Raw genomic sequence first — 15,357 nt, forward strand, 5'->3', positions numbered from 1 at the left:
AAACAAGCAACGCTCGCTTCCGACCAGCGGGAGGACCTTGGAAGATCACTCCCCCATACAGCCCCGAGAACAGTACGAAGTACCTAGCTTCTTAACCAGTCCCGGACCGCCGGATTACAAATCTCCGGCTGCTCGGCAAACGGCAGATGCCCTACCCCCGGCAGCACCATCAACCGCGCCTCCGGCAGCAACTCCCGCAGCCGCTGCGCCGAGGCCAGCCCCACCGCCCGATCCCTATCGCCCCAGATCAGCAGAGTCGGAATAACAGCCACTGCATCCAGCACCCGCAGCAGGCTGGACATATCCTCGCCCCAGCCGCGCACGATCCGCAGCACATGCTCCACCATCGTCGCGTCCAGCCAGTTCGTATAGCCTTCGAGCGCGCCCTCGGCCACGCGGTTCGGATCGCCGTACATCCGGCTCAGAGCCGTGGCATGGAGCTTACGCGGCAGCGATGGGATCCTGCGCGCAAACCAGCCGCCTACCGGCGTCCGGTAAAAGGAGATCAGTTGCTTGCCCAGGTCGCAGAACGGATTCGCCGGAGCAAACAGCACCAGCCGCCGCACCCGCTCCGGGTGCCGAGCCGCCAGCATCATCACAATCGCGCCGCCGTGCGAGTGTCCGGCCACATCGGCATCGGCCAGCCCCAGTGCGTCCATGCAGTCCGCCAGCCGGTCCGCCGTCGCCTCCAGGCTGGCATCCAGCCCCGGAACCCGCTCCGATTCGCCCATATTGAACAAATCCACCGCGTAAACCGTAGCGCTCTTGGACAGAAAATCTATATTCTGATTCCAGTTCCCTGCTGAGCCGACAAGTCCATGAACCAGCAAAAGAGCCGGACCGGAGCCAGCGCGCCGATAATGCACACGCATCCCCTCCACCATGACAAATCCGTCCGTCAGACCCAGCACTGTCGCGACCTCACCCTTACGAAAGTTGGGCGCGGTCCCACAGTCCGCGCTGTCTCAATGTTACAGGATTATTAATCTATCTTGCGCATAAAATTGAAGAGGTTTCATTCGTCCAAGACATTACACAAGTAGAAGTGCCACATTAGAAGTGCAACAAGAAACGTCGACAGTTGATATGTAAAACAATATACTGATATTGTTTTCGGTATTAATATTTCAATTGCCTCGTAACTCTTTTGATTCTGGCCATTTTGGGTTTGGTCCTCAACTTGCTCCATTTTAATGATCAAGGCTAATGAAGAACGCAGTCCAATCTCGGATACTTGCCGTCGTCCTCGCAGCGGTAACGCTGGCGGCGTGCGTTCTCGCAGGTCTGAACCTTGCCCAGGAAAGCTCTTATGAGGAGCCAACTGACGGCATCTGGTGGGTAGAGGCCACGGGCGGACTCTGCGCCCAGCAGGTCCCCGCCGACTCGCCCGGCCAGCGCGCAGGCATCCGCGCAGGCGACGTCCTCCAGTCCGTCGACGAGATCCCCACCCCCCGTCTGGCCCCGCTCATGCGCGAGATCTACCACATGGGCAGTTGGTCGCACGCCACCTACACCATTGCGCGCAATCCCCAGCGTTGCCAGATCGGCCCGCACTCCACCCGGCTGGACATCCAGGTCATCCTCGAGCCCACCGACCGCAGCATCAACCAAGGGTTGCGTCTCATCGCCCTCGTCTACCTGCTGATCGGCCTCTACGTCCTCTTTCGCCGTTGGACCGCGCCGAAGTCAGTTCACTTCTATGTCTTCTGCCTGGTCTCGTTCGTCCTCTACTCGTTCAAGTTCACCAGCAAGTTCGATACGCTGGACCAGTTCATCTATTGGTCGAACATTATCGCCACAGCGCTTCAGCCCGCGCTGTTTCTGCACTTCGCGGTCAGCTTCTCGGAGTCAGCCGATCCCCGCCGCCTGACCGGCCGCCGTATCTTGACCGGCCTGCTTTACTTGCCCGCGGTCTACCTGGTCGGACTGCACTTCACCGCCATCCGCTACTGGTCCGCGACAGAGCTGCTGAAGCACCGGATCGACAAGATCGACTACGCCTACATGGCCTTCTACTATGTAGTCGCGGCCATCCTCTTCTTCCTGCGCTCGCGCTACACCGAGTCCACGCTGCAACGCCAGCAACTCAAGTGGCTCACGCGCGGCACCCTTGTCGTGGCGGTTCCGTTCACTCTGCTCTACGTCCTTCCCTTCCTGCTCGACCTCACGGTCCCGACGCTCTTCGCCAACATTGTCCGGCTCTCGTTCGTGGTGCTGCCGCTCACGTTCTCGTGGGCCATCGTCCGCTACCGCCTGATGGACGTGGACCTCATCTTCAAGCGCGGCGTCACCTACACGCTGGCGACAGCGGCGCTGGCGGGTCTCTACTTCGGCATCGTCGCGGTCTCGGCTGAGACGGTTCACTCGCGCCTGCAAAATACCAAGGCCCAGAGCCACGACGTATGGGGCTTGCTCGCCGCCATCGTGGCCACTGCTCTCATCTTCGAGCCGCTCAAGAAGGCCATCCAGGCCCGGGTCGATCGAGTTTTCGACCAGAAGCGCTTCGACTACCGCGAGACCCTCGTGGACTTCGGCCGTTCGCTCAACTCGCAGACCGACCTCCGCGCCCTGGTTGACTCCATTGTCGAGCGCCTGCCCCAGACCCTGCTCGTCACCCGGGTAGCTGTCTTCCTGACGCCCGAGGACGACTCCAGCCAGCGCCTCCAACTGGCGGCCTCGCACGGCCTCGGCAACCTCCACGCCGCCGAGCTGGAGTCGCTCGACCTCGGCTTCCTCGACTTCGACGCCCCCGACGCCAACACCCACATCTTCCTCGAGAACCCGCAGCAGGTGCTGCGCCTGCCCGACTCCGAACGCCACGCCGCCGCCCGTCTCGACCTGAACTACTACCTCCCCTGCCGCGTGGCCAACCGGCAAGGCCCCGGCACGCGCACCGTAGCCATCATTGGCCTCGGCCGCACCACAGGCGGCGACTTCCTCTCCTCCGAGGACATGGAGGTGCTCGAATCACTCGCCGGATACATCGGCATCGCCATCCAGAATGCGCAGCTCTACCGCCGCCTGGAGCAGAAGATCAACGACTTCGAGCGCCTCACCGACTTCAACCAAAATATCGTCGAGTCCATCGACATCGGCATCCTCGCCGTCGATCTCGACGACAACATTGAGTCCTGGAACACGCGCATGGAGGTCATGTTCGCCCGCCCTCGCGCCGAGGCACTGCGCCGTCCTCTCTCCGAGATATTCTCCGCAGAGTTCCTCTCCCGCTTCGACGCTGCGCGCGACGAACACGGCACCCACACCCTCTATAAGTTCCGGCTGGCGCTGCCCAACGGCGAATCTCGCATCGCCAACATCGCCATCGCCCCTCTCGTCACCAAGAGCTTTCAGACCATCGGCCGCATCATCCTGGTCGACGACATCACCGACCGCATCGAGCTGGAGAACCAGCTTACGCAGTCCGAGAAGCTCTCGAGCATCGGCCTACTCGCCGCCGGGGTCGCGCACGAGGTCAACACGCCGCTGGCCGTCATCTCCAGCTACACCCAGATGCTGACCAAGCAGCTACGCGACGACACGCGTCTGGCCCCGGTCCTCGAAAAGATCACCCAGCAGACCTTCCGCGCCTCCGAGATCGTCAACGGCCTGCTCAACTTCTCGCGCACCAGCGGCACCGAGTTCACCTCCATCGACCTGAACCAGCTCCTGCGCGACTCCTCCATCCTGCTCGAGCACCAGTTCAAAACCGCGCAGATCCACGTCGGCCTGCATCTTTCTTCCACACTTCCTCTGGTTCAGGGCAACCAGGGCAAGCTCCAGCAGGTTATTCTTAACCTGTTACTCAACGCCAAGGACTCGATGCAGGGTGTTCGCACCGCCGCCCTTACGGTCTCAACCCAGGCCGAGGCCGGCCGTGCCGTCGTTCTCATCCGTGACACCGGCACCGGCATCGCCCGGGAGCATCTGCACCGCATCTTCGATCCGTTCTTCACCACCAAGACCAATCCCCAGGCTGGGCAGCACAAGGGAACGGGTCTGGGCCTCGCCGTTAGCTACGGCATTTTGCAAGAGCACTCGGGCAAGATCTCGGTCGAGTCCGAGCTCGGCATTGGCACCACGTTCCGCCTTGAATTTCCAGCATCGGTCCCTGTAGCAGACCCCACGGCCGCAGCTACTCCCGTGGGCGCACCATGATGGCCGCAGCTACACCGTGGTCTTCGTGGAATGTCCTCTCCCCGCCATCTTCCCTGGAACCATCCGCAGCAAAGAAGCGTAGGAAACATTAACATGTCCGCAACCGCTATCGCTCCCATCGCCGCGTCTGCAACCACTGATGTTCTTACCCGACTCCTCATCATCGACGACGAACCGTCGATCCGTGAGTCGCTTGAGACCTTGCTTACCCTGGAAGGTTTTTCCGTAACGTTGGCCCAGGACGGAGCCACGGGCCTCGATCTGCTCTCCCGCTCGGAGTACGACCTGCTCCTGCTCGACCTCGCCCTACCCGGCGAGTCCGGCATCGACCTGCTGCCGCGCATCACGCAGATGCACCCGCAGCTTCCGGTCATCATGATTACGGCCTTCGGCACCGTCGGCAACGTGGTGGACGCGATTCGCGCCGGTGCCGAGAACTTCGTGCAGAAGCCGTGGGATAACGAGAAGCTGCTCGCCGATATCCGCACCGCCATCGCGCGCCACCGCGCCGAGGCCGAGGTCGTCCAGCTCAAGCGAGCGCTCAAGAAGCGGTACAACTTCGAAAACATCGTCGGCAAGTCCGAGCCGATGCTGCGCCTCTTCGACACGGTCGCCCAGGTCGCACCCAGCCGCTCGACCATTCTTATCCAGGGAGAGTCTGGCACCGGCAAGGAGCTGATCGCCAAGGCCATCCACCAGAACTCGCCGCGCCGCGACAAGCCGTTCATCCCAGTCAACACAGGTGCGGTGCCGTCCGAGCTGCTCGAATCGACGCTCTTCGGCCACGTCAAGGGAGCCTTTACCAGCGCCATCACCTCGAAGAAGGGCCTCTTCGAGGTCGCCAACGGCGGCACGCTCTTCCTCGACGAGATCGGCACCATGAGCATGGACATGCAGGCCAAGATTCTGCGCGTGCTCCAGGACCGCCGCTTCATGCACCTCGGCGGCACCAGCGAGATCCAGGTCGACGTCCGCATCGTCGCCGCCACCAACGTCAATTTGCAGCAGGCCGTCCGCGACGGACGCTTCCGCGAAGACCTCTTCTATCGCCTGAATGTCATCTGCCTTGAACTCCCGGCCCTGCGCAGCCGCCGCGAGGACATCCCCCTGCTCTGCGCGCACTTCCTCAATTTCTATGCCGAGGAGAACGGCACCACGGTGCCGACGCTCAGCCCTGAAGCACTGCGCATCCTGATGGACTATGAGTGGCCCGGCAACGTCCGCGAGCTGGAGAACTGTATGGAACGCGGCGTGGTCCTCTGTACCACGGGTGTCATCACGCCCGACCTGCTGCCCGCGCAGCTCACCGGCAGCACCTACTCGGCCACGCTGCTCGACCATCGCCCGGATGCTTCCCTCTTCGATCTGATGGAGGAGATTGAGCGCCGCATCATCTCCGACCGCATGGAGCGGTGCCACTGGAACCAGACCGAGGCAGCCGAATATTTCAAGATCCCGTTGAGCACGCTGAACCAGAAGATCAAGCGACTGAACGTGGAGATCAAGAAGCGTCCCCGCGACTAGCCATAGAGCAGTAAACACGCGTAGCGTCCAAAACCGCACGAAGTGCCGCCCGCCCGGCGCAAGGGCGCACTTGCCATTGCTGTTGCTTGTTTTCTTGGTTGTCATTCAGGAGCGAAGCGGAGGAATCTGCTTCTGTTCTTGCTGTTGCTTCTGGGGTAGGTCCGGGCTTTAGCCCCGAGGTATGCTTTCTTCAACTTTCACCTCGATTCAAAAGCAACAACAAAAGCGCCCTCACGCCGGGCGGGCGGCACTTCGTGCGGTTCTGGACGCTACGCGTATCTCTTTCCACTAAAATAACCTCATCGTGTCCAATACCCCCCTCATCATCGGCGTCCTTGCCCTCCAAGGCGCATACGACATCCACGCCCAGCGCCTGCGCGAGCTAGGAGCCGAAGCCCGCCTCATCCGCAAGCCCGAAGAGCTTACCGGCCTCGACGGCCTCATCATCCCCGGTGGCGAGTCCACCACCTTCCTCAAACACCTCGAGCGGGCAGGTTTCTACGACACCCTCAACGCCTTCGTCCGCACCCATCCCACCTTCGGCACCTGCGCGGGCTGCATCCTGCTGGCCAAGGAGGTCTCTAACCCCGCCCAGCAATCCTTCGGCGTGCTCGACATCGCCGTCGAGCGCAACGCCTACGGCCGTCAGAACGACTCTGCCATCCTGACCGAGCCGACAAAGCTCCCCGGAGGCCCGCTCGAGATGGTCTTCATCCGCGCCCCCCGTATCTCGCGCATCGGCGCGGAGGTCGAAACCCTCGCCACCCGCAACGGAGACCCCACTCTGGTCCGCCAGGGACATCTACTCGCCGCCACCTTCCACCCCGAGCTAAGCGCCGACCCACGCGTCCACCAACTCTTTCTGGATCTGATCCGTCAAAATACCAGATGAGACTCCTCGCGCTAGCCCTTGTTTTTCTCGCCACCCAGGCCCTCGCGCAGGAGCCTCAGACACTTACGACCCGTTTCACCGAACTACTCCAGCGCTTCGACAATGGGCACAGCCCCACGCCCGACGAGATACTCGCAGCTAACGACCAGCCCCAGCCCACCCCAGGCGACCTCGCCACCGCCGTTCCCCTCATCCTCCGAGCCATCGACTCCCCCGACAAGGACGTTCGCGCCTACACCCTGACCGCCCTCGTTGGCCTCGAAGCCGCTCCGCCAACTGCCGAGCCCAAAGCCCCGGAGAACTCCCGCCCGGCCAACGCAACTCCCGTCCCGGTCCCAGTACTCGCCAGTGCCTTCAAGCCGGAGGTCGCCCGCGCCCTCGCACCGGCCATTCCCCGTTTCGGGGCGCGCCTCACCGACGAGTCCGAGACCAACCGCCTGCTCGCTGCCGCAGTCCTCGGCGGCTTCATCCCCAACCCGCCGCCGCTCGACTACGCGATCCTCTGCGCCTACCTCGCGCTCGACAACTCAGTCGGCACCACCGGGCAGGCCGTCGTCGAGGCGCTCCTCGGCCTCGGACCTGTCCCTGATGCGGCGGCCACCGCCGTCAGCAGCTACCTGCGCCGCCGCGACCAGACCGCCGACACTCGTGCCAGCCTGATCGACGCGGTCTCCACCCACGCCAACCAGAGCCTCCTCATCAACAAGACGCTCCTTGGCTACCTCAACTCCGATGACTCCTCCGTCCGCTCGCGCCTCATCCTTTCGCTGCCGCAGCTCGATCTTCCCCCTGACCTCTTCGCCGACACGAAATCCCGCGTCGCGGCGCTCGCAGCCAACGAGCAGGAGAGCCTGCAGGTCATCAATGCGGCCAAGGCCGTCACTCCCTGCTGGGATAGACCGCACATGACCACCCCCTGCCCGATCTATCAGTAACCTACTTGCCCGGAACCTCCGGCAACGGCGCGATTCCGCCACCCTGCCCCGAAACCGGCATCTGTACCTGCCCGCTCCGGTTTACCTGTTCCGGCAGCTTCTCTCCCGGTTTGCGCAGCGAGGGGGGAGCTGCGGCAGGTTTATCCGGATCGGGCTTCACATCCCCCTCGGCGATCTCCCGCGTCAGCCCAGGATCGACGTACCCGGCTACCTCCGTCCGGTCGTGCACCTCAATCGACTTCCCCATCTCCGCGATCTTTACCAGCGTCACCTTATCGCCTTCAAAACGAACGAACCGGATCGTCTGCGGCGCGTGCCCGTACATCCACTCCTCGTATTTGATACCGCTGCCGTCGGTGCCGCCGTGCTCCCGAAGCTTGTTCTCGGGAGGCCCCAGAGCCGCCAGCACCATGCGCCGATTCATCCCCACCAGTACCTCGTGCGAGGCAATCGCGTTCTTCATCGGGGCCGGAAGCGTATCCGCGTAGGCCTGCTCGCCGGTCTTGACGCCGAAGTCGAGCACCGGCTCCAGCAGCGCCTTCACCTCGGGAGCCGAGACCTCCGGCACACCGCCCTCAAAGATCAGCGTGACCCGCGCTCCAGTCGCCCGCACATCGAAGTTCGAGGCCAGCGGCATGTCGTTGATCTGAATATGCCGCAGAAAACGGTGTTTCACATAAGGGCCGCCGTTCAGGTCGATGACGATCCGGTCGCCCTTGATCTCAAGCCCCGTAACGACGATGCGATCTCCCGGCCCCGCCGACTGCCCCTTCTCATAGAGAACATGCCTGTACTCATCGCCGCCCGGCGTCAGCTTTCCGTTGGCGATCAGGGTCAGCCCGGAGGCTCCCAGGGGCAGCGCGCGATGCGCAAAGCCCTGCTCGGCTTCGAAATTACGGATCAACTCCCTGCGACCGCGCTCGGTCATGCCGGTCTCGGGCAATGCTACACGGGTGGGGGTGAACTCGGTGCTGACGTCGGCCATCGCAGTCTTCTCGCCCACCGTGAAGACCTGCGCCCGGGTTGATGCAGCGGTAAAAAAAGTGCAAATTGCCGTGAGAGGAAGAACAGCCGATCTAAAGGTGAATCCGCGCGTCAGGTCTCCCATGTCCGCACCTCAGATTTGCAAACAGCTTGCGCCTGTTCCGCCGTTTTAGCAACTGCTTGTTTGCAAATTTACGAGAGCGGTTCATCCTCGACCGACCGCCCCTGAGGCGTAGCCGGAAGAATCTGCACCAGCGGCGGAGGAGCCGCCGCTGCCTGCTTCTCCATCGCGGCGTGCGCGGGCGGAGGAGCCACCGTCACCTCATATCCACCGGCGACGATCGGGGCATGGGTGTACTCCCACGCGTACCAGCGCGTCAGCCGAAAGACCACCGCAAAACCCGCTGCCATTACCAGCAGGGTAAATCTCGCGCCGTCCACACCAAACGATCCCCCGCCCAGCCAGAGCGGCCCGGTCGCGAAGGTCGCCATCACGGAGGTGAACTCGGTATGCCCAGCCATCGGCAGCCCAAGCACCAGCCCGGCGACGGCCCAGTAAGCAAAGTGCAGCCCCCACGAGAGCCAAAGCCCATGCGTCCGCAGGTAGGCCATCGAGAGCACCAGCCCGAACGCAATCTCGACCAGCATCGCCGTGCCGATATGCCGCGGCGGATTCTGCCGCACCAGCACCAGAGCGAAGAGCAACGACAGCAGCAGGCTCGCCCAGGTCGGACCTACCGCATCTACCAGCCGCCGGAAGGGATAGCCCCGAAAGACCACCTCCTGCGCCAGCGTCGAGACGGCCAGAGTCGCCAGCCCCAGCGGGATCAGCACCCAGGAGTTGCTCGCCAGCGCCATCCGCCCATGCAGATTGCCCGACAGCAGCACCGGCAGCGTCGCCGCCAGAATCATCCCCCAGCCGGCCGCCGCGCCCAGCGCCCACTCTCGACTCCAGCCCTTACGCAGCGGCAGAGTCAGGATCGACGACATAGAGCCACTCCGGCTCGAGATCCGCTCCAGCATCCAGAATCCCACCAGCAGCAGGAAGAGGAGAAACAGTTCGGTCAGCAGCGGATTGAAGAGGTACAGCCCCAGCCGCATCGTCACCCCGCGCGCGGAGCGGTCGGCAATGGAGCCCGAGGCCATGGCCCAGAGCAGCGCCGTGCCGGTCAGCACCAGGCTGAAGAACCGGGGCGTGGGGATCGGGGGAGGAGGCACAGGAGAATGTGAATCGAACTGCGGCAACGGCACCTCCCTCCCTAATGGATAACCTGGCGAATCAGATCCTAAATACTGTGATTAGACGGAAGTACTCAGGCAACGGTATAAAACTGAGCCATCGTCCGGAACTTCTGGTATCGAGCCGCGAGCATCGCCTCAAGCGAGGCGCCTCGCAAGTCGGCGAGATGAAACTGTAGCCGCTGGTCGAGCGCCGCGATGGCGGCAGCGGGGTCGGCCTGACTCCCCCCCACCGGCTCGTCGACCACCTCATCGACGCACCCCAGCTTCTTCGCCATATCCGACGTATACTTCAGCGCCGCGGCCGCCTGCACCTTCTTACCTGCGTCCTTCCACATAATTGACGCACCGGCCTCCGGCGAAATCACCGAGTAGATCGCATTCTCGAGCATCAGCACCCGGTCCGCGACCGCCAGCGCCAGCGCACCGCCCGAGCCGCCCTCGCCCGTGATGGTGGCAATCGTCGGCACCCGCAGGCGCGACATCTCCAGCAGGTTGCGGGCGATGGCCTCGCCCTGGCCGCGCTCCTCGGACGAAATGCCCGGAAAGGCTCCCGCCAGATCGAGAAACGTAAAGATCGGTCGCCCGAACTTCTCCGCGATCTTCATCGCACGCAGCGCCTTGCGATAGCCCTCCGGCTCCGGGCTGCCGAAGCGGCGTGCCACCCGCTCCTTCAGGGTCCGGCCCTTCAGGTTACCGATCACCAGGACAGCCTCGCCGTGGAACCGGGCCATCCCGCAACTCATAGCGGCGTCGTCGCCATAGGCGCGGTCGCCGTGAATCTCGCTGAAGTCGGTGAACAGTGCTTCGATAAAGTCCATCGGATAAGGACGCTGCGGATCGCGTGCCAGTTCAGTACGGACCCAGGCCTCAGGAACCGCCGACTGTTTTTTGCTCAACTCTTGTTCTGCCATAGACCTTCCGATTGTATGCGATCCGAGGCCAACTCAGCGCCGGATCGTTTGGCCTGTAGGAATCTGCACCTGATCCACTATCTCGATACCGAATCCCTGCAAAGCCGGAACGTGCGTCGGCGTGTTCGTCATCAGGCGGATGCGGCGGATGCCGAGGTCCGAGAGAATCTGCCCGCCCAGCCCGATCTGCCGCAGCGTGCGCTGGTTGCGGTCGTCGCGCTCCCGAACCCGCTGGTCGCGCTGGAACAGAATACGATGCGGGGTAACCGTCCGGTCGATGCCAAAGCCGCGCGTGCCGTTGTGCAGATAGATCAGCGCCCCCCGGCCAGCCTCGGCGATCATCCGCAATGAAGCGTCGATCACCGCTCTCCCATCCGAGTTCACCAGCCCGAAGACGTCCTCGGCCAGCGAGTGCGTATGCACGCGCACCGGCACCACGGCGTCGGCGGTCACATCGCCCATCACCAGCGCCACATGGCTCTCGTCGCCCTCCACCTCGCTCTCGTACGCGATCATCCGGAACTCGCCGTGCTCGGTCTCGAGCATCGACTCGGCGACGCGGTGGATGTACCTCTCATGCTGCAAGCGATAGCGGATCAGGTCGGCGACCGTGACCATCAGCAGATCGTGCTCGGCACAGAACTCGACCAGGTCCGGCACCCGCGCCATGGTCCCATCCTCGTTCATAATCTCGCAGATCACCCCAGCCGGAATCAGCCCGGCCATCCGCGCCAGGTCCACCGACGCCTCAGTCTGCCCCGCCCGCACCAGCACCCCGCCCTTGCGAGCCCGCAGCGGAAATACATGCCCAGGCCGGGCAAGGTCCCGCGCTGTCGAGGCCGGGTCGATGGCCACCTTGATCGTATGCGACCGGTCCGCCGCTGAGATGCCCGTCGTCACGCCCTCGCGGGCCTCGATGCTCTCGGTAAACGCCGTTCCGAAGCGCGAGGTATTGTCCTGCGTCATCGGCCCCAGCCGCAGATAATCGGCGCGATCCTCTGTCAAGGTCAGGCAGATCAGTCCGCGGCCGAATTTCGCCATAAAGTTGATCGCCTCGGGTGTCACGAACTCTGCCGCCAGCGTCAGGTCGCCCTCGTTCTCACGGTCCTCGTCGTCGACCACCACCACCATCTTGCCCGCGCGGATCGCCGCTACCGCATCCTCTACCGCGGCAAACTTCTTCGTATCCTGTGCCATAAATCCTCTGAGAATCGAACTCTGCTCGATTAGAGTACGCTCATACGCAGAAAGACGCCGCCTTTTCAGGGGCGGCGTCTCTATCACTCCATCGTCTACAGGGTCGACTCGATCTCGAATCCCCAGGCCTCAAGCAGCGCTTCAGGGATGTACTTCGAGTTCTTGTTTCTCCGGGCCCATTCGCGCAGGCGGGTCGAACGGATGTACTGGTCCGGAGTCAGTTTGAACTCCTTTACGACCTGCTCAAACGAGGTGACGGTCGGCACCACCGGGCCAATCGGCTCGGGCTTGCCCCAGTTTGGATTTCCACGACGCTTTGCCATAGGTGATCTCTTGTCCTTGAATTCACAGGATGGGAGGGTCTGTTCCTTCGAACCAATATGGTTCTTTCAAATCAGGGAACAGCATTCCTCCACAATTTCATAGTTTACTAGGGTTTAGCCCGCAAATCAAGCTGTAATGTGCCGCCATGATTCCTCGACAAGACGCTATTGGCACTGTTTCCGGACAGGTCCAGGCTTGATGAACCATTAAAATCCAAACTTCACCTGAAGCTCGATATGTCGATTCCCAGCCCCGGCGTTCGGACCGGCCCCCGGCAGCGGTCCAAAGGTATTGAGCGCGAGCGACCGTCCAAAGTAAGACGAACTCAGGTTCCCGATGGGAGCAGCCGGGTTTACATTATTCAGCCAGTTCCGAAACGATGCGCTGAAGGTCAGGTTATAGGGCCGCCGCGTCGCCGTTCCGCCAAAGACCCCGGCCATCCCGGCCTGATTCGATCCGCCGCCCAGCCCGCCGTTACGGATCGAGTCGCCGCCGCGAATCTCATCGCCACCGGCGACCCCGACTCCCTTGCCCGCCCGGCCAAACGACCACGTCCGGCTGATCCGCGTGGTCAGAGAGAGAATCCCCGGCCCGCCCAGCGAGTTACGCGGCACAATTACAGCGTTCGCCAAGCTCAGCGGCGAGGTGTCGAACGAGCCGAACCCGGCCTTGGTCACGACGCTCGGCCGAGCGAGATTCTGGGCAAAGGCGGGCCGGTCATCGTTGGGGTTGCCGTCGTTATTAGTATCGACGCCGGAGGTCATGTTGTAGGGCATCCCCGACTGCAAAAACGCAAAGGAGGACATCTGCACCCGCAGCGGCAGTGCGATATTGCCGCTGACGAAGCCACGCTGGCGGAAGTCGAAGGCCGCCCGCCCGTACTCGGCTTCCAGGTCGTAGGGATTGCTCGGCAGACTCGCCGCACTGTCCGTATTGTTCATGGCGCGCCCGTAGACGTAGTAGCCGAAGAAGCTCAGCCGCGAGTTGATGGTCGAGTGGACGGTCACGATCAACTGATTCTGGCGGAAGACGCCGCCTGCCTGATAGCGGTAGATATCGCCCGCCGCGTCGCCGTACGGCCTCGGCCCCACGGCCTTGCCCTGGCTGTCGACCGAGCTGGCGGTCGGAGCGTTGATGTCCAGCGTCCTCAGCTCGTGCCATCCCCGCGAGTTGGTGTAGGTCACCGCCAGCGAGGTGTTATGGGCAAAGTTACGCTCCAGGCTCACCGCCGTCTGCACCATGCGCGGAACCCGCATCGCCGGGTCGAACTGGTAGGTAGCCTTCGTCGAGGCCTGCCCCGCCAGCGCCGCCGGGTCCGGAATCTCCGGATAAAACGCAGGGTTGCGCACGATGTACTGCGTCTGGTGCGCGCCGTCCTGCCGCGTGGCGTTCCAGATCAGGTCCGAGGTAAAGCGGTCGTAGAAGATGCCGCTGCCCGCCCGCAGCACCGTGTTGGCCAGCCAGCCGTGCGTGCTGGGTGCCCACGAGATCGCCGCACGCGGAGCCACGTTGCTGTAGTCCGCGACGTGGTTCTGAATCTCGTACCGCAGCCCGCCGCTGATGGTCAGGTTGGGCCGCGCCCGCCAGTCGTCCTGCACAAAGATGCCGCCATCGGACTGGCTCACGCCGACCAGCGCCTGCCCCGTCGTCAGCAGAAACTGCGTCGGCCCAAATCCCTGCGCGGCGATATCCGCCTGCGAGACCCCTTGCGCCGCCAGCCGCTGGTTCTGCTGATAGACCTCGAGTGCCGTCAGCCCCGCGCTGTTCCCCGAGCTGCTCGAAGAGAAGATGTAGCGCCCATTGAAGTTCGCCGTCGAATCCTCCCGCAGCCAGTCGCCGCGCCAACGCAGGCCGAACTCGATGGTGTGTTGCCCGTGCACCACCGTCGTGTAGTTCTGCAGTTCATAGCGGTCGCGGTCCGTGTAGTTCAGCGGAAACGATCCTCCCGCTGTAAACGCGCCCTGCACATCCAGCTCCGGCGCTGAGCTGACGCCGCGCTGGCTCAGGTGGTTGCTGTAGAACTGAAACCGCGCATTGTTCAGCACCGAGGCCCCCAGCACCGACGACTCGCTAACCTGCACGTTCTGGTCTACCTCGTCCGTGCTATAGGCCTGCGAGGCCTGGTCGAAGAGTTGCGGGTTCAGCCCCTGGTTCTGCGCCATAATCCCGGCCAGCGAGTAGCGCACGATCAACGTATGGTTCGGTGTCAGCCCATAGTCCAGCCGAGGAGCAAATGAGTACCGCCGCGACGGCGTGACCAGCACCGTGCTCACCGCCTGCGGGTTCAGCCCGCCGTCGAGCTGCGTATAGTTCAGGACGGCGTTCTCATCGGTCACGCGCCCCTGCCCATCGACAAAGAAGCTCGCTCGCTTTGAGAGCGGCCCGCTCAGGTTTCCGGCGTAGATCTCCTGCCGGTAGTCGGGAACGATCGGCCCAATCAAATAAGGGTTCCGCGCCGTGAGCGCACGGTTGCCGAAGTCCATCGAAGCCTGCCCGTGGAACTTGTCCGACCCAGGCTTAGTGAAGATCTCCACCCGCCCAAACCCCACGCGGTCGAACTCCGCCGCAAAGGGATTCTGGTTCACATGAATCTCCCGAATCGAGGCCTTCGGGGGCATGATGCCGTCGGTGAATCCATCGATAAAGATCTGCGGTCCGTTCGGCCCGGCGGCTGGCCCGGCCAGCATCTGCAACTCGTTCGCCAGGTCCTCGGGATCGTCCGAGAGCGAGTCCAGGTCCGACCCGCGCAGCAGCAACTGCCCCGCGTTCTGCGACGGATCGACGTCCACGGCATTGGTGCCGCCCACGGCGACGTTCACGCTCTCGTTGTTCTTCTCTACCGCCATCTTCACGTCGATGCGATGGCTGGCCCCTGCGGCCAGCGTATTCCCGGCGCTCTCGTAGACGGCAAATCCCGGGCTCTCCACTCGGATCGTATAACTGCCCGGAGCCAGCCGGTCGATCCCGTACCGCCCCTGCCCATCGGTCACCGCACTCCGAGTCACGCCACCGGCATCTGTCACGGTCACCGCCGCACGAGGAATCACGGCGTCGGTCGGATCGGTAACCCGCCCCTGAATCCCGGCAGAGGCTTGCCCTAACGCCAGTGAGGCAATGCCACACCACAACATAAAGCACAAGACAGCGCGAAGACCTCTGGCGATCATCCTTCTCCCCAATCAGCTAAAGCGTG

At 63.1% G+C, this 15,357-nt stretch carries 11 protein-coding genes; 4 read left to right on the forward strand and 7 right to left on the reverse strand.

Going from position 1 to position 15,357, the window contains the following annotated elements; genetic code table 11:
- Positions 1 to 83 precede the first annotated feature (83 nt).
- Entirely contained in the window at positions 84 to 884 is an 801-nt protein-coding gene (locus FTO74_RS09365; protein ID WP_162539794.1) for an alpha/beta fold hydrolase, read from the reverse strand.
- Between the two features lie 322 nt (positions 885 to 1,206).
- Here FTO74_RS09365 and FTO74_RS09370 point away from each other — a divergent pair, with 322 nt between their 5' ends.
- From FTO74_RS09370 to FTO74_RS09385, 4 genes are all read left to right on the forward strand, one after another.
- Positions 1,207 to 4,155 (forward strand): ATP-binding protein, encoded by a 2,949-nt coding sequence (locus FTO74_RS09370; RefSeq protein ID WP_162537909.1) that lies wholly within the window; start codon positions 1,207 to 1,209, stop codon positions 4,153 to 4,155.
- A 93-nt stretch (positions 4,156 to 4,248) separates the two neighbouring features.
- Positions 4,249 to 5,679 carry a sigma-54 dependent transcriptional regulator gene (locus FTO74_RS09375; protein WP_162537910.1) on the forward strand — a complete coding sequence of 477 codons (1,431 nt, stop codon included), beginning with the start codon at positions 4,249 to 4,251 and terminating at the stop codon, positions 5,677 to 5,679.
- Positions 5,680 to 5,983: 304 nt separating this feature from the next.
- Positions 5,984 to 6,571, forward strand: coding sequence for a pyridoxal 5'-phosphate synthase glutaminase subunit PdxT (pdxT, locus tag FTO74_RS09380; protein ID WP_162537911.1), 588 nt, complete (start codon positions 5,984 to 5,986; stop codon positions 6,569 to 6,571).
- The gene (locus tag FTO74_RS09385; RefSeq protein WP_162537912.1) at positions 6,568 to 7,506 is read left to right on the forward strand and encodes a hypothetical protein; all 939 of its coding nucleotides are present in this window, start codon (positions 6,568 to 6,570) and stop codon (positions 7,504 to 7,506) included. Before pdxT ends, FTO74_RS09385 begins: the two co-directional genes overlap by 4 nt.
- Position 7,507: 1 nt before the next feature.
- On the opposite strand, the gene FTO74_RS09390 is transcribed toward FTO74_RS09385, so the two are convergent.
- From FTO74_RS09390 to FTO74_RS09415, 6 genes are all read right to left on the reverse strand, one after another.
- Positions 7,508 to 8,614: a hypothetical protein gene (locus tag FTO74_RS09390; RefSeq protein ID WP_162537913.1), complete on the reverse strand. Its 1,107-nt coding sequence runs from the start codon at positions 8,612 to 8,614 to the stop codon at positions 7,508 to 7,510.
- Between the two features lie 68 nt (positions 8,615 to 8,682).
- Entirely contained in the window at positions 8,683 to 9,708 is a 1,026-nt protein-coding gene (locus FTO74_RS09395) for a CPBP family intramembrane glutamic endopeptidase (protein WP_162537914.1), read from the reverse strand.
- Between the two features lie 95 nt (positions 9,709 to 9,803).
- On the reverse strand, positions 9,804 to 10,643 hold the full coding sequence (locus FTO74_RS09400) for an acetyl-CoA carboxylase carboxyltransferase subunit alpha (protein ID WP_162537915.1): 840 nt from the start codon (positions 10,641 to 10,643) through the stop codon (positions 9,804 to 9,806).
- A 33-nt stretch (positions 10,644 to 10,676) separates the two neighbouring features.
- A complete protein-coding gene (gene ribB / locus FTO74_RS09405) occupies positions 10,677 to 11,840 on the reverse strand; it encodes a 3,4-dihydroxy-2-butanone-4-phosphate synthase (protein WP_162537916.1) in 1,164 nt (387 codons plus the stop codon).
- 95 nt (positions 11,841 to 11,935) lie between these two features.
- Entirely contained in the window at positions 11,936 to 12,163 is a 228-nt protein-coding gene (locus tag FTO74_RS09410; RefSeq protein WP_020713518.1) for a hypothetical protein, read from the reverse strand.
- A 207-nt stretch (positions 12,164 to 12,370) separates the two neighbouring features.
- Complete coding sequence (locus FTO74_RS09415; protein ID WP_162537917.1) at positions 12,371 to 15,295, reverse strand: TonB-dependent receptor; 2,925 nt, start codon at positions 15,293 to 15,295, stop codon at positions 12,371 to 12,373.
- Positions 15,296 to 15,357 lie beyond the last annotated feature (62 nt).

Source organism: Granulicella sp. WH15 (genome assembly GCF_009914315.1).
In the GTDB taxonomy this organism is placed as follows: domain Bacteria; phylum Acidobacteriota; class Terriglobia; order Terriglobales; family Acidobacteriaceae; genus Edaphobacter.

Bases quoted from the DNA above. Each gene is read 5' to 3' on its own strand.
- FTO74_RS09370 (WP_162537909.1), top strand. From the start codon at position 1,207: ATGAAGAACGCAGTCCAATCTCGGATACTTGCCGTCGTCCTCGCAGCG.
- FTO74_RS09365 (WP_162539794.1), bottom strand. From the start codon at position 884: ATGGTGGAGGGGATGCGTGTGCATTATCGGCGCGCTGGCTCCGGTCCG.
- FTO74_RS09400 (WP_162537915.1), bottom strand. From the start codon at position 10,643: ATGGCAGAACAAGAGTTGAGCAAAAAACAGTCGGCGGTTCCTGAGGCC.
- FTO74_RS09390 (WP_162537913.1), bottom strand. From the start codon at position 8,614: ATGGGAGACCTGACGCGCGGATTCACCTTTAGATCGGCTGTTCTTCCT.
- FTO74_RS09385 (WP_162537912.1), top strand. From the start codon at position 6,568: ATGAGACTCCTCGCGCTAGCCCTTGTTTTTCTCGCCACCCAGGCCCTC.
- FTO74_RS09410 (WP_020713518.1), bottom strand. From the start codon at position 12,163: ATGGCAAAGCGTCGTGGAAATCCAAACTGGGGCAAGCCCGAGCCGATT.
- FTO74_RS09415 (WP_162537917.1), bottom strand. From the start codon at position 15,295: ATGTTGTGGTGTGGCATTGCCTCACTGGCGTTAGGGCAAGCCTCTGCC.
- ribB (WP_162537916.1), bottom strand. From the start codon at position 11,840: ATGGCACAGGATACGAAGAAGTTTGCCGCGGTAGAGGATGCGGTAGCG.
- FTO74_RS09375 (WP_162537910.1), top strand. From the start codon at position 4,249: ATGTCCGCAACCGCTATCGCTCCCATCGCCGCGTCTGCAACCACTGAT.